Source organism: Enterobacter sp. 241F3, assembly GCF_034106785.1.
GTDB classification, from domain to species: Bacteria; Pseudomonadota; Gammaproteobacteria; order Enterobacterales; family Enterobacteriaceae; genus Enterobacter; species Enterobacter vonholyi.
Genome location: NZ_JAWNDD010000001.1, coordinates 1,078,339 through 1,092,666, shown reverse-complemented (window position 1 = coordinate 1,092,666; position 14,328 = coordinate 1,078,339). Strand labels below are relative to the sequence as shown.

The window sequence follows — 14,328 nt, the reverse complement described above, 5'->3', positions numbered from 1 at the left end:
GTCACGATGTTTTCACGCTCACCCCTGCCGCAGTCGAGCCCTCCCGCGCCTTTCTACGAAAAGGTGAAGCAGGCGATCAGCGAAAAAATCGCCACCGGCGTCTGGCGGCCGCACGACCGCATTCCCTCGGAGGCCGATCTGGTGGCGCAGTTTGGCTTTAGCCGGATGACCGTCAACCGGGCGCTGCGCGAGCTGACTGACGAAGGGCTTCTGGTGCGCCTGCAGGGCGTGGGGACGTTTGTGGCGGAACCGAAAGGGCAGTCCGCCCTGTTTGAAATCCGCAGTATTGCGGACGAAATTGCCGCGCGTAATCATCAGCACCGCTGTGAGGTACTGGTGCTCGAAGAGACCCAGGCCAGCGCCGAGCAGGCGGTAGAGCTGAATGTTAAAGAAGGCTGCCGGATCTTCCACTCGGTGATGGTGCATTTCGAAAACGACATTCCGGTGCAGATTGAGGATCGCTGCGTGAACGCTGAACGGATACCGGACTATCTGAACCAGGATTACACCCAGACCACGCCGCACGCCTATCTCTCGCTCGTCGCACCGCTGACGGAAGGGGAGCACATAGTCGAAGCCGTGCGCGCCACGCCGCAGGAGTGCGAGCGGCTGCGGATTAAAGAGCACGACCCGTGCCTGCTGATCCGCCGTCGAACCTGGTCCTCGTCGCACATCGTGTCACACGCCCGGCTGCTTTTCCCGGGGAACCGTTACCGGCTGCAGGGCCACTTTATGTCATAAGTTTTATAAGCGTGATCGCTAACGCAATATAACAAAATTGTATCTTTTTTGTTAAATCTGGCCTTGTGTGTGCTTGTCTATACAAGTATATCTAAATGCATCATCTGTCCCGTATAGGAGCACACAATGTCGTCAGGTAAATACCGCCAGCAGGACGTCCGCGCCGCGCGCGGCACCACCCTTACCGCCAAAAGCTGGCTCACCGAAGCCCCGCTGCGCATGTTGATGAACAACCTCGATCCTGAGGTGGCGGAAAACCCCCACGAGCTGGTGGTCTACGGCGGCATTGGTCGCGCCGCGCGCAACTGGGAATGCTATGACGCCATTGTTAAGGCACTGACCGAACTCGAACACGACGAAACTCTGCTGGTGCAGTCCGGCAAGCCGGTTGGCGTGTTTAAAACGCATAAAAACGCCCCGCGCGTGCTGATCGCCAACTCTAACCTCGTGCCGCACTGGGCCACCTGGGAGCACTTCAACGAACTCGACGCCAAAGGGCTGGCGATGTATGGCCAGATGACCGCCGGGAGCTGGATCTACATCGGCAGCCAGGGGATCGTGCAGGGCACCTACGAGACTTTCGTGGAAGCCGGTCGCCAGCACTACAACGGCTCGCTGAAAGGCCGCTGGGTGCTCACAGCAGGTCTCGGCGGCATGGGCGGCGCGCAGCCGCTGGCCGCCACGCTGGCCGGTGCGTGTTCGCTGAATATTGAGTGCCAGCAGAGCCGCATTGATTTCCGTCTGCGCACCCGTTACGTCGACGAACAGGCCGAGAATCTCGATGACGCGCTGGCGCGCATCAAAAAATACGCGTCCGAAGGCAAAGCGGTGTCGATTGCCCTGTGCGGCAACGCGGCGGACATTCTTCCTGAACTCGTCGCCCGCGGCGTGCGTCCGGATCTGGTCACCGACCAGACCAGCGCCCATGACCCGCTGCACGGCTACCTGCCAAAAGGCTGGTCGTGGGAAGCCTATCAGCAAAAAGCGGAAACCGATCCGGAAGGCACGGTGCTTGCCGCGAAGCGCTCCATGGCCGAGCACGTCTCCGCCATGCTGGCCTTCAGCCAGATGGGTATTCCGACCTTTGACTACGGCAACAACATTCGCCAGATGGCGAAAGAGATGGGCGTGAATAACGCCTTCGACTTCCCGGGCTTCGTCCCGGCCTATATCCGCCCGCTGTTCTGCCGCGGTATCGGTCCGTTCCGCTGGGTTGCCCTGTCCGGCGACCCGGAGGACATCTACAAGACCGACGCCAAAGTGAAGGAGATCGTCGCCGATGACGAACACCTGCACCACTGGCTGGACATGGCCCGCGAGCGCATTAACTTCCAGGGCCTGCCGGCGCGTATCTGCTGGGTAGGGCTGGAGTGGCGGCAAAAGCTGGGCCTCGCCTTTAACGAAATGGTGCGCAGCGGTGAAGTTTCCGCGCCGATCGTCATCGGCCGCGACCACCTGGACTCCGGCTCCGTCGCCAGCCCGAACCGCGAAACCGAAGCCATGCGCGACGGCTCGGACGCGGTCTCCGACTGGCCATTGCTGAACGCCCTGCTCAACACCGCCAGCGGCGCGACCTGGGTGTCGCTGCACCACGGCGGCGGCGTGGGAATGGGCTTCTCCCAGCATTCCGGGATGGTCATCGTCTGCGACGGTACCGATGAAGCCGCCGCGCGTATCGCTCGCGTGCTGCACAACGACCCGGCAACCGGCGTGATGCGTCACGCGGATGCGGGTTACGAGATTGCCATTGACTGTGCCAAAGAGCAGGGACTTAACCTGCCGATGATCCCTGCCACACAAGGAAAGCATGAATGAACGCGTTAACACTCACTCCCGGCTCGCTGACGCTCAAGCAGCTGCGTAACGTCTGGCGTCAGCCGGTCACCCTTTCGCTTGATGAAAGCGCCCACGCCGCCATTAACGACAGCGTGGCCTGCGTTGAAGCCATCGTTGCCGAAGGGCGCACGGCTTACGGGATTAATACCGGCTTTGGGCTGCTGGCGCAGACCCGCATCGCGACGCACGATCTGGAAAACCTGCAGCGTTCGCTGGTGCTGTCGCACGCGGCGGGCGTTGGCCAGCCGCTTGACGATGAGATTGTCCGTCTGATGATGGTACTCAAAATCAACAGCCTGGCGCGCGGTTTCTCCGGCATTCGCCTGAGCGTGATCCAGGCGCTGATGGCACTGGTTAATGCAGAGGTCTATCCGTGGATCCCGGCGAAGGGCTCCGTCGGGGCCTCCGGCGATCTCGCGCCGCTGGCGCACATGTCGCTGCTGCTGCTGGGTGAAGGCAAAGCGCGCTGGCAGGGCGAGTGGCTTCCGGCGAAAGAGGCGCTGAAAAAAGCCGGCTTAACGCCGATCACGCTGGCGGCGAAAGAGGGGCTGGCGCTGCTGAACGGCACGCAGGCATCAACAGCTTTCGCGCTGCGCGGCCTGTTTGAAGCGGAAGATCTGTTTGCCTCGGCGGTGGTGTGCGGTGCGCTGACCACCGAAGCGGTGCTGGGCTCGCGTCGCCCGTTCGATGCCCGCATCCACGAGGTGCGCGGTCAGCGCGGGCAGATCGATGCCGCCGCGATGTACCGTCACGTGCTTACCGACACCAGCGAGATCGCGGATTCACACCACAACTGTGAAAAGGTGCAGGATCCCTATTCCCTGCGCTGCCAGCCGCAGGTGATGGGCGCGTGCCTGACGCAGCTGCGCCAGGCGGCGGAGGTGCTGCTGGTGGAGGCCAACGCGGTGTCCGATAACCCGCTGGTGTTCGCCCAGGAAAACGAGGTGGTCTCAGGCGGTAACTTCCACGCCGAGCCGGTGGCAATGGCTGCGGACAACATCGCGCTGGCGATTGCCGAAGTCGGCGCGTTGTCCGAGCGCCGCATCGCTCTGATGATGGATAAACACATGTCCCAGCTGCCACCGTTCCTGGTGCGTAACGGCGGGGTCAACTCGGGCTTTATGATTGCTCAGGTGACGGCCGCAGCGCTGGCAAGCGAGAACAAGGCGCTGTCGCATCCGCACAGCGTGGACAGCCTGCCCACCTCGGCGAATCAGGAAGATCACGTTTCGATGGCACCGGCTGCCGGGCGTCGTCTCTGGGAAATGGCCTCCAACACCCGCGGCGTGCTGGCGGTGGAATGGCTGGCGGCGAGTCAGGGTATCGATCTGCGTGAAGGGCTCAAATCCAGCCCGCTGCTTGAGCAGGCGCGTCAGGTGCTGCGCGAGCACGTCACGCATTACGATGACGACCGCTTCTTCGCCCCGGATATTGATAAGGCGATGCAGCTTCTGGAAGAAGGGCGGCTGGTGGGTCTGCTACCTTCGGTGCTGTGATTTTTTTGCCCGGTGGCGCTGCGCTTACCGGGCCTACGAATGCGAAATCCAGGCCGGGTATGGCGTAGCCGCCACCCGGCTTTTTTCAGGAATACATCGCCGTAATCGACGCGCTCCCCAGGGAATGGAAATGCACGTTAAACCCGACCATTGCGCCGCTCGCGCCTTCATCGACGTCAATCTTCTCCACGTCCAGCGCGTGCACCGTGAAGATATAGCGGTGGGTTTCCCCTTTTGGTGGCGCCGCGCCACCGTAGCCCGCTTTACCAAAATCGGTGCGCGTCTGAATGGCACCTTCAGGCAGGGCAACCAGGTCTGAACCGGAACCCTGCGGGAGCACGCGCGTGTCGGCAGGCAGGTTCGCCACAATCCAGTGCCACCAGCCGGAGCCGGTCGGTGCGTCCGGGTCGTAGCAGGTCACGACAAAGCTTTTGGTGCCTGCCGGAACCTCGTCCCACGCCAGGTGCGGGGAGATGTTATCGCCCTGATACCCCATGCCGTTGAAAACGTGCCGTTCCGGGAGTTTTTCACCGTCGCGCAGATCTTTACTGATGATTTTCATACGGTTTACCCTTGTTGATCGCTCGTTCAGCAAGTGTAATGCATTGGGTTAAATCGTGAAATGCGCGGGAATGTTAACGGCTGTTACAACCGCGTCGGTTAATTTTCGAAGCTGCTCTGGCGTGATGCTGTACGGCGGCATCAGGTAGATAAGCTTGCCGAAAGGCCGGACCCACACGCCCTGGTCCACAAAGAAGCGCTGCAGCGTCGCCATATTCACCGGATGGGTGGTTTCAATCACCCCGATGGCGCCCAGCACGCGCACGTCCGCCACGAAATTCGCGCCCGAGGCGGCGCTCAGCTCCGTTTTCAGCTGCGCCTCAATCGCCGCAACCTGCGTCTGCCACTCGCCGCTCTCCAGAATCGCAAGGCTTTCACTCGCCACGGCACAGGCCAGCGGGTTACCCATAAACGTCGGACCGTGCATAAAGCAGCCCGCTTCACCGTCGCTGATGGTGTCGGCCACCTGGCGGGTCGTGAGCGTGGCGGAGAGCGTCATGGTGCCGCCCGTCAGCGCTTTGCCGAGGCACAGAATATCCGGGGCGATACCCGCATGCTCGCAGGCAAACAGCTTGCCGGTGCGGCCAAAGCCGGTGGCAATCTCATCGGCAATCAGCAGAATGCCCTCGCGGTCGCACATCCTGCGAATACGCCTCAGCCATTCCGGATGGTACATCCGCATTCCGCCCGCGCCTTGCACAATAGGCTCAAGGATCACGGCGGCAATCTCATGACGATGCGCCGCCATCAGCCGCGCAAAGCCGATCATGTCCATCTCGTTCCACTCGCCGTCGAAGCGGGTCTGCGGCGCAGGGGCAAACAGGTTTTCCGGCAGATACCCCTTCCATAGGCTGTGCATGGAGTTGTCCGGATCGCAAACCGACATCGCCCCGAAGGTATCCCCGTGATAGCCGTTGCGGAAGGTGAGGAACCGCTGGCGCGTTTCGCCTCTGGCGTGCCAGTACTGCAGCGCCATTTTCATCGCCACTTCCACCGCCACGGAGCCGGAATCGGCCAGGAATACGCACTCCAGCGAGTCAGGCGTCATCGCCACCAGACGACGGCATAAATCCACCGCGGGCTGATGGGTGATCCCGCCAAACATCACGTGCGACATCTGGTCAATCTGGGCCTTCATCGCCGCATTCAGGCGCGGGTGGTTGTACCCGTGAATCGCCGCCCACCATGAAGACATGCCGTCAACGAGCCGCTCGCCGCTGGCGAGGTGCAGCTCGCAGCCGTGGGCGGAGGCAACCGGATAGACGGGAAGGGGGCGGGTGGTGGAGGTGTAAGGGTGCCAGATATGCTGCTTGTCGAAGGCGAGATCGTCCTGGGTCATAATCGACTTGTAAACCATTTTGAAAAGTTTTAGGTTTACGAGTATAAACCGAACCGAAAATTAACAAAACCCTTTGGAGAAGCCCGATGGCTCACCACGCACGCTGGACGATGTCGCAAGTTACTGAATTATTCAACAAACCTTTCCTTGAGCTGATGTTCGAAGCCCAACAGGTGCATCGTCAGCACTTCGATCCCCGCCATGTTCAGGTCAGCACGCTGCTGTCGATCAAGACCGGCGCCTGCCCCGAAGACTGCAAATATTGCCCGCAGAGCGCGCGCTACAAAACCGGTCTGGAGTCAGAGCGCCTGATGGAAGTCGATCAGGTCCTCGACTCCGCGCGCAAGGCGAAAAACGCCGGCTCGACCCGCTTCTGCATGGGCGCGGCGTGGAAGAACCCGCACGATCGCGACATGCCGTATCTGGAGCAGATGGTGAAGGGCGTGAAGGAGATGGGCCTCGAAGCCTGTATGACGCTCGGTACGCTCAACGAGGAGCAGGCGCAGCGCCTCTCGGCAGCGGGGCTGGATTACTACAACCACAACCTCGACACCTCGCCGGAATTTTACGGCAACATCATCACCACGCGTACCTACCAGGAGCGTCTGGATACGCTGGATAAAGTGCGTGACGCGGGGATTAAGGTCTGCTCCGGCGGCATCGTGGGCTTAGGCGAAACCGTGAAAGACCGCGCGGGCCTGCTGCTGCAGCTGGCGAACCTGCCGACCCCGCCGGAAAGCGTGCCGATCAACATGCTGGTGAAGGTCAAGGGCACGCCGCTGGCTGATAACGAGGACGTGGATGCGTTTGATTTTATCCGCACCATCGCGGTGGCACGCATCATGATGCCAACGTCTTACGTTCGCCTCTCAGCGGGTCGCGAGCAGATGAACGAGCAGACCCAGGCCATGTGCTTTATGGCCGGAGCCAACTCCATCTTCTACGGCTGCAAGCTGCTGACCACGCCGAACCCGGAAGAGGATAAAGACGTTCAGCTGTTCCGCAAGCTGGGGCTGAACCCGCATCAGACCGAAGTGCTGACGGGCGATAACGAGCAACAGCAGCAGCTGGAGCAGCAGATTTTCAACGCCGACACCGAACAGTTCTACAACGCGGCAGCCGTATGACCTGGCAGGCACGTATCAACTCTGCGCTCGACGACCGTCGGGCGGCAGAGGCATTTCGCGTTCGCAGGGTGGTGGAAAACGGCGCGGGCCGTTTTCTTACCCGTGAAGGCCAGCGGTTCTGCAATTTCTCCAGCAACGACTATCTCGGGCTGAGCCAGCATCCGGCCATCATCCGCGCCTGGCAGAAGGGCGCTGAGCGGTTTGGCGTGGGCAGCGGCGGATCGGGGCACGTCAGCGGGTACACCACGGCGCATCATGCGCTGGAAGAGGAGCTTGCCGACTGGCTCGGCTACCCGCGCGCGCTGCTGTTTATCTCCGGCTTTGCCGCCAACCAGGCGGTCATTACGGCCCTGATGGGGAAGGACGATCGCATTGTTGCCGATCGCTTAAGCCATGCGTCCCTGCTGGAGGCGGCAAATTTAAGCCCGGCTCAGCTGCGGCGTTTTGTCCATAACGATGCGGGACAGCTCGCAGCGCTGCTGGATAAACCCTGCGAAGGACAACAGCTGGCTGTCACCGAAGGAGTGTTCAGCATGGACGGCGACAGCGCGCCGCTTGCCGCGCTGCACGAGGCCGCAAAGCGACAGAATGCCTGGCTGCTGGTGGACGATGCCCACGGCACCGGCGTGATGGGCGACGAAGGGCGCGGAAGCGCGTATCAGCAAAACGTGAAGCCTGAACTGCTGATTGTCACCTTTGGCAAGGGCTTTGGCGTTAGCGGCGCCGCCGTGCTGTGCAGCGAATCCGTCGCCGACTATCTGCTGCAGTTTGCCCGACACCTGATCTACAGCACCAGCATGCCCCCGGCGCAGGCCGTGGCGCTGTCTGCGTCGCTGGCGGTGATCCGCAGCGCAGAAGGGGATGAACGTCGCCAGCAGCTGGCAGAGCATGTTGCCCGCTTCCGTCAGGGGTTAGCGGCGCTGCCTTTCCGCAGTCCCGATTCGCAGAGCGCTATCCAGCCGGTGATTGTCGGCGAAAACGGCCGCGCGCTGGCGCTGGCACAGGCGCTGCGCCAGCGCGGCATGTGGGTGACCGCCATTCGCCCGCCAACAGTACCACCGGGCACGGCGCGTCTGCGCTTAACCCTGACGGCGGCGCATGAACGACAGGATATTGAGACGTTGCTGGAGGCGCTCCATGATGCCGGTGAATAAGCAGGCCATCGCGGCGGCATTTGGCCGCGCCGCGCAGAGCTATTCGCAGCACGATGAGCTGCAGCGTCTGAGCGCGCAGGGGCTTCTGGCCGCGCTTGGCGAGAACCGTTTTCCACAGGTGCTGGACGCCGGCTGTGGTCCCGGCAGCAACAGCCGCTACTGGCGCGGGGCGGGAAGCCAGGTGACGGCTATCGATCTCTCAGCCCAGATGCTTGAAGAGGCGCGCCAGCAGCAGGCGGCGCATCGCTATCTGCTGGCCGATATCGAGGCGATCCCGCTGGCGGACGCGCAGTTCGATCTGGTCTGGAGCCATCTGGCGGTTCAGTGGTGCAGCAGCCTGCCGCAGGCCTTGCGCGAGCTTTATCGCGTCGCGCGACCGGGCGGGAAGGTGGCGTTTACCACCCTGCTGGAAAGTTCGCTGCCGGAGCTGAATCAGGCCTGGCAGGCAGTCGATGAACAGCCGCACGCTAACCGGTTTTTATCGCATGAGCAGGTGACGCAGGCGCTGGCAGGCTGGCGCGCTCGCAGCGTAGTGCAGACCATCACGCTCAATTTTAGCGATGCGTTCAGCGCCATGCGTTCGCTGAAGGGCATAGGCGCCACGCACCTGCATACCGGACGCGAGAAAAAACCGCTCACCCGCGGTCAGCTGCAGCGCCTTGAGCTGGCCTGGCCGCAGCAGCGGGGTCAATTCCCGCTCTCCTATCAACTTTTTCATGGGATTATCGAACGTGACTGAACGTTATTTTGTCACCGGCACGGACACAGAAGTGGGTAAAACGGTGGCCAGCTCGGCGCTGCTGCAGGCGGCACGGCTGCTCGGGAAAAACACCGCCGGATATAAGCCCGTGGCGTCCGGCAGCGAGATGACGGCGGAAGGGTTACGCAACACCGACGCGTTGGCGCTCCAGCGTAACAGCACCCTTGAACTCGCCTATTCCGCGGTGAATCCGTACACCTTTGCCGAGCCGACCTCGCCGCACATTATCAGCGCCGATGAAGGTCGTCCTATTGATTTCGCCGTGCTGTCCGCCGGATTGCGGACGCTGGAAAATCAGGCCGACTGGGTGCTGGTTGAAGGGGCTGGCGGCTGGTTTACGCCGCTTTCGGACACGCAGACGTTTGCTGACTGGGTGCAGGCCGAGCAGCTTTCGGTGATTCTGGTCGTCGGCGTCAGGCTGGGCTGCATCAATCACGCCATGTTGACCGCGCAGGCCGTACAGCAGGCCGGACTGCGTCTGGCGGGCTGGATAGCCAACGACGTGGTTGCGCCGGGTAAACGCCATCAGGAGTATCTGGCGACGCTCAGGCGCGTCCTTCTCGCGCCGTGCCTTGGGGAAATCCCCTGGCTTGCTGACGGCGCGGAAAATGGCGAAACCGGGCGTTATCTCGATCTCAGCGTCTTGCTTCCCGCGACATCCAGTGAGCAATAAGCTCGTCATCCAGTTCGTTAACGTGGCCCTGCGCCACGTTACGCCCGCGATAGAGCATACAGAAACGGTCAGCCACCCGGCGGATAAACGACAGCTGCTGCTCCGCTAACAGCACCGTCATACCTAACTCCCGATTTAAGCGCACCAGCAGCTGCCCCAGCTTCTGGGCGAAGCTGTGTCCTGCGCCGTGCAGGGGCTCATCGAGGATCAGCAGGTGAGGACGGTTCACCAGCGCATTAGCCAGCGCCAGCTGGTATTGGTCGTCCGGAGAGAGCGTGTTGGCACGTGTCTGTCGCACCCCATAGAGCGCCGGAAACAGGTCGTAAACGTCATTTTTTGCGTTCGGGTTAGGTTTCCCCGTCGCGCGCATGGCGATATGCAGGTTCTCCTCAATCGTTAGCTGGGAGAAGATCCGCCTGTCCTGCGAGACATAGCCAATCTCCGGGCCGGAACGCTGTTCTGGCGGCGGGTTTAGCAAATCACGCGGCGGCGCGCCCGCCTCATACCAGATGATGCTGCCGCTTTCGACAGGCACCTTCCCGGCGATGCAATTCATTAGGGTGGTTTTCCCCATGCCCGGCAGGCCAACGACGCCTGTACACATCCCTTGCGGAAAATCTAAATCCACATTCCATAGCGTATGTTGACTTCCGTAAAACTGATTCACAGCACGCAGACTCAACATCTTTCTCTCCTTAAAAATGTGTGTAGGTGAGGCTCGCTGTTGATTCTGCAAAACCCCTGCCATAAAGCGGAAAGTGATTAAAAAAGCGACTTTTTTAGGAATAAGTCACCGGAAAGCGGTTTATAAAAAACCGGATTGCACATTGACGGTGCCGCCGGTGATGAGTTGTGGTGCAGAACCCGAAATGATGAAAATGTGAGCAAGATCCCATCGGTTGGTTATGAATGACGCAACTGTTAATCAGCAAAAAATAGCTATAAAAATTTTTTGTCGCCGTCTCGTGGGAAAATCCGGGAATTTGCAGAGCGCCAGTCTGTATGGGCTGGAAGCAGTTATCCACTATTCCTGTGGATAACCATGTGCATTAGAGTTAGAAAACACGCGATAAGCGAGAGAAGACGCGGCTTACGCCCAAATTGGCGCGAAACGCGGCTTTAGAAAATATCGTTTATTTTTTAACTGCTTAGATAAAAGCAATTCCCGTCATGAAAGTGTCACCGGTTGCCATAAAACTATCATTACCTGGCTTGACAAATGTTAAAAAAGAAAAAGTTCTGGGGATAACCTGACCTGACTGGTGTTTTATGTTGCCACTGTCCAAATTTTGGCCGCTATCGCGCTAATCATTCAGGCGCTATGCTAAATATCCTGACATGCTACTGGTTTTTCATCCAGTGTTTTTTACTGGCATTCCTGGCAACAAGGAGTAAAATTACACACCTGCCGCTTATAACGTCATCAGGTTGTCGCCCATGAGTAAACCGTTCAAATTGAATTCTGCTTTCCGTCCATCAGGCGATCAGCCTGAGGCGATCCGTCGTCTGGAAGAGGGGCTGGAAGATGGGCTGGCGCACCAGACGCTGCTGGGGGTAACCGGCTCAGGTAAAACGTTCACCATCGCCAACGTGATTGCGGATCTCCAGCGCCCAACGATGGTGCTGGCACCCAATAAAACCCTGGCGGCGCAGCTATACGGCGAAATGAAAGAGTTCTTCCCGGAAAACGCGGTGGAGTATTTCGTCTCCTACTACGATTACTACCAGCCTGAAGCCTATGTGCCGAGCTCTGACACCTTCATTGAGAAAGATGCCTCGGTGAACGAACACATCGAGCAGATGCGACTGTCGGCCACAAAGGCGCTTCTGGAGCGTCGTGATGTGATCGTCGTTGCCTCGGTTTCCGCGATCTACGGTCTGGGCGATCCGGATCTCTATCTCAAGATGATGCTGCACCTGACGCAGGGGATGATCATCGACCAGCGCGCGATTTTGCGTCGCCTGGCGGAGCTGCAGTACACCCGCAACGATCAGGCCTTCCAGCGCGGCACCTTCCGCGTGCGCGGCGAAGTGATCGACATCTTCCCGGCAGAATCGGACGATATGGCGCTGCGCGTCGAGCTGTTTGACGAGGAGGTCGAGCGCCTGTCGCTCTTCGACCCGCTGACCGGACACGTTGAGTCAGTGATCCAGCGCTTCACCATCTACCCGAAAACGCACTACGTGACGCCGCGCGAGCGTATCGTGCAGGCGATGGAAGAGATCAAAGTGGAGCTGGCCGAGCGCCGTAAGGTGCTGCTGGCGAACAATAAGCTGCTGGAAGAGCAGCGCCTGAGCCAGCGTACCCAGTTTGACCTTGAGATGATGAACGAGCTGGGCTACTGCTCCGGCATTGAAAACTACTCGCGCTTCCTCTCTGGGCGCGGGCCCGGCGAGCCGCCGCCGACGCTGTTTGATTACCTTCCGGCCGACGGTTTGCTGGTGATCGACGAATCCCACGTCACGATCCCGCAGATCGGCGGGATGTACCGCGGCGACCGGGCGCGTAAAGAGACGCTGGTGGAGTACGGTTTCCGCCTGCCGTCAGCGCTGGATAACCGTCCGATGAAGTTTGAAGAGTTTGAGGCGCTGGCGCCGCAAACCATCTACGTCTCGGCCACGCCGGGCAACTACGAGCTGGAAAAATCCGGCGATGAGGTGGTGGACCAGGTGGTGCGTCCGACTGGATTGCTGGACCCGATTATCGAGGTGCGTCCGGTGGCAACGCAGGTGGACGACCTGCTCTCTGAGATCCGCGCCCGTTCCGCCATTAACGAGCGCGTGCTGGTGACCACGCTCACCAAGCGTATGGCGGAAGACCTCACCGAGTATCTCGAAGAGCACGGCGAGAAGGTGCGTTATCTTCACTCGGATATCGATACCGTGGAGCGCATGGAGATCATCCGCGATCTGCGTCTGGGCGAGTTTGACGTGCTGGTAGGGATCAACCTGCTGCGAGAAGGTCTGGACATGCCGGAAGTCTCGCTGGTGGCGATTCTGGACGCGGATAAAGAGGGCTTCCTGCGTTCCGAGCGTTCGCTGATTCAGACCATTGGCCGCGCCGCGCGTAACGTCAACGGTAAAGCGATTCTGTACGGTGACAAAATTACCCCGTCGATGGCGAAAGCGATTGGCGAGACGGAACGCCGCCGCGAGAAACAGCAGCGCTACAACGAAGAACACGGCATTACGCCGCAGGGGCTGAACAAGAAGGTGGTGGATATTCTGGCGCTGGGTCAGAATATTGCCAAAACCAAAGCGAAAGGCCGCGGCAAGGCGCGTTCAGTGGTGGAAGAAGATACCGTCGTGCTGACGCCGAAAGCGCTGCAGCAGAAAATCCACGAGCTGGAAGGGCAGATGATGCAGCACGCCCAGAATCTGGAGTTCGAAGAGGCGGCGCAGATCCGCGACCAGCTTCATCAGCTGCGGGATCTGTTTATCGCGGCATCATAGGTTAGTTTTGCCCGGTGGCGCTGCGCTTACCGGGCCTGCGGGATTCGCGCCTTTTGTCGCTCCGCTAAGCGCAGCGCCAACGGGTTTTATTGTCAGCCCAGCGCCTGAATCGCCTTCTCCAGCGCCTCGCGCAGCAAATGGCGATCGTGGCGATATTTGATGTCTGAAGCCTCCAGCGGCTCCTGAATCACCACACGATCGCCGATGCCGGACACATCCACCTTCGGCCCAACCACCACGCCGTCAATGATCTTCTTACCGACGTAATGCTCCATCAAGCTGAGTTTATCCGCCAGCGACAGGCTTGCGGCTGCTGGACTCAGCTCACGGCCTAAATTGCCGATGTAAACCATCGGGGCAGGAGTGCGGCGCAGCGCCTGTGCCAGCTCTTTCACCAGCAGAATGGGCATCAGGCTGGTGTAAAAACTGCCTGGACCGATCAGGATAAGATCCGCTTCCCCGATGGCCTCTACCGCTTCTCGCGTGGCGGGCACGCTCGGATAGGTCATCAACTCCGCTGGCGGCAGGAGGAGCTGGTCGATATTCACCTCGCCGTAAACTTCATGCCCTTCGGCGTCGATGGCCATTAAGTCAACCGGTTGTTCAGACATGGGGATCAGGAATGCGTCCACTTTCAGCAGATTACGGATCAAGTTAATGGCTTCCAGAGGCCGTACGCTCAGGTGATCCAATGCCTTTAACATCAGATTTCCGAGGTTATGCCCGGAAAGTTCGCCATTACCGCCAAAACGGTACTCAAACATCGCCGATGCGACGCTCGGCTCGGTAATTAACTGGTTCAGGCAGTTGCGCATATCTCCCCAGGCAATGCCGCCTTCGGCACGACGAATGCGCCCGGTTGAGCCGCCGTTATCGGTGGTAGTGACTATCCCTGTCAGCCTTGAGCCGAGTGACGATAAAGAGGACATAACCCGGCCTAAGCCGTGTCCTCCGCCAAGAGCGACCACTCGGTCAAGATCCGCAAAAGTGCGATTGCGCATACGTATTCCTTATCACGTTCGATCGCGTAACAGTAACCTAACTACCCCTAAAAGACGATGCCTCACCCGATGCAAAATGACGTATATCAATGTGAAAATGCGGTTTTTAGGTATTCTGTAGCGAAAATGCAGGATTGATTCGCTATATACGTAATTATATAGCGAAAAGCGACAATGGCGCCGTGAG

The 14,328-nt window shown here is 59.8% G+C and carries 12 protein-coding genes; 8 read left to right on the top strand and 4 right to left on the bottom strand.

The window, feature by feature from the left end; translation table 11 throughout:
* Positions 1 to 6 precede the first annotated feature (6 nt).
* From UR504_RS05145 to hutH, 3 genes are all read left to right on the top strand, one after another.
* On the top strand, positions 7 to 741 hold the full coding sequence (locus UR504_RS05145) for a histidine utilization repressor (RefSeq protein ID WP_302234546.1): 735 nt from the start codon (positions 7 to 9) through the stop codon (positions 739 to 741).
* Positions 742 to 867: 126 nt separating this feature from the next.
* A complete protein-coding gene (hutU, locus tag UR504_RS05140) occupies positions 868 to 2,556 on the top strand; it encodes a urocanate hydratase (RefSeq protein WP_302234548.1) in 1,689 nt (562 codons plus the stop codon).
* The gene (gene hutH, locus UR504_RS05135) at positions 2,553 to 4,073 is read left to right on the top strand and encodes a histidine ammonia-lyase (protein ID WP_032656312.1); all 1,521 of its coding nucleotides are present in this window, start codon (positions 2,553 to 2,555) and stop codon (positions 4,071 to 4,073) included. The genes hutU and hutH overlap by 4 nt, the downstream gene beginning before the upstream one ends.
* 85 nt (positions 4,074 to 4,158) lie before the next feature.
* Here hutH and UR504_RS05130 read toward each other — a convergent pair whose 3' ends face one another.
* Both UR504_RS05130 and bioA read right to left on the bottom strand, forming a co-directional pair.
* Positions 4,159 to 4,635 (bottom strand): kinase inhibitor, encoded by a 477-nt coding sequence (locus tag UR504_RS05130; RefSeq protein WP_032674406.1) that lies wholly within the window; start codon positions 4,633 to 4,635, stop codon positions 4,159 to 4,161.
* A 48-nt stretch (positions 4,636 to 4,683) separates the two neighbouring features.
* The gene (gene bioA, locus UR504_RS05125) at positions 4,684 to 5,973 is read right to left on the bottom strand and encodes an adenosylmethionine--8-amino-7-oxononanoate transaminase (protein WP_414464871.1); all 1,290 of its coding nucleotides are present in this window, start codon (positions 5,971 to 5,973) and stop codon (positions 4,684 to 4,686) included.
* A gap of 86 nt (positions 5,974 to 6,059) precedes the next feature.
* Between bioA and bioB the strand changes: the two genes are divergently transcribed.
* The 4 genes from bioB to bioD are packed head-to-tail and all read left to right on the top strand — an operon-like array spanning position 6,060 to position 9,687.
* Positions 6,060 to 7,100, top strand: a complete 1,041-nt coding sequence (gene bioB, locus UR504_RS05120) for a biotin synthase BioB (protein WP_320739408.1) — start codon at positions 6,060 to 6,062, stop codon at positions 7,098 to 7,100.
* The gene (gene bioF, locus UR504_RS05115; protein ID WP_302234556.1) at positions 7,097 to 8,254 is read left to right on the top strand and encodes an 8-amino-7-oxononanoate synthase; all 1,158 of its coding nucleotides are present in this window, start codon (positions 7,097 to 7,099) and stop codon (positions 8,252 to 8,254) included. The genes bioB and bioF overlap by 4 nt, the downstream gene beginning before the upstream one ends.
* Positions 8,238 to 8,993 carry a malonyl-ACP O-methyltransferase BioC gene (gene bioC, locus UR504_RS05110; RefSeq protein WP_133294022.1) on the top strand — a complete coding sequence of 252 codons (756 nt, stop codon included), beginning with the start codon at positions 8,238 to 8,240 and terminating at the stop codon, positions 8,991 to 8,993. The genes bioF and bioC overlap by 17 nt, the downstream gene beginning before the upstream one ends.
* The gene (gene bioD / locus UR504_RS05105; RefSeq protein ID WP_302234559.1) at positions 8,986 to 9,687 is read left to right on the top strand and encodes a dethiobiotin synthase; all 702 of its coding nucleotides are present in this window, start codon (positions 8,986 to 8,988) and stop codon (positions 9,685 to 9,687) included. The genes bioC and bioD overlap by 8 nt, the downstream gene beginning before the upstream one ends.
* Here the strand turns inward: bioD and UR504_RS05100 are convergent.
* Positions 9,650 to 10,372 carry an ABC transporter ATP-binding protein gene (locus tag UR504_RS05100; protein WP_248182374.1) on the bottom strand — a complete coding sequence of 241 codons (723 nt, stop codon included), beginning with the start codon at positions 10,370 to 10,372 and terminating at the stop codon, positions 9,650 to 9,652. The two genes, bioD and UR504_RS05100, sit on opposite strands and share 38 nt — an antisense overlap.
* 752 nt (positions 10,373 to 11,124) lie before the next feature.
* Between UR504_RS05100 and uvrB the strand changes: the two genes are divergently transcribed.
* Complete coding sequence (uvrB, locus tag UR504_RS05095) at positions 11,125 to 13,140, top strand: excinuclease ABC subunit UvrB (protein ID WP_274242352.1); 2,016 nt, start codon at positions 11,125 to 11,127, stop codon at positions 13,138 to 13,140.
* Positions 13,141 to 13,232: 92 nt separating this feature from the next.
* Here uvrB and yvcK read toward each other — a convergent pair whose 3' ends face one another.
* Positions 13,233 to 14,141 (bottom strand): uridine diphosphate-N-acetylglucosamine-binding protein YvcK, encoded by a 909-nt coding sequence (gene yvcK, locus UR504_RS05090; RefSeq protein ID WP_127730109.1) that lies wholly within the window; start codon positions 14,139 to 14,141, stop codon positions 13,233 to 13,235.
* Positions 14,142 to 14,328: the final 187 nt, after the last annotated feature.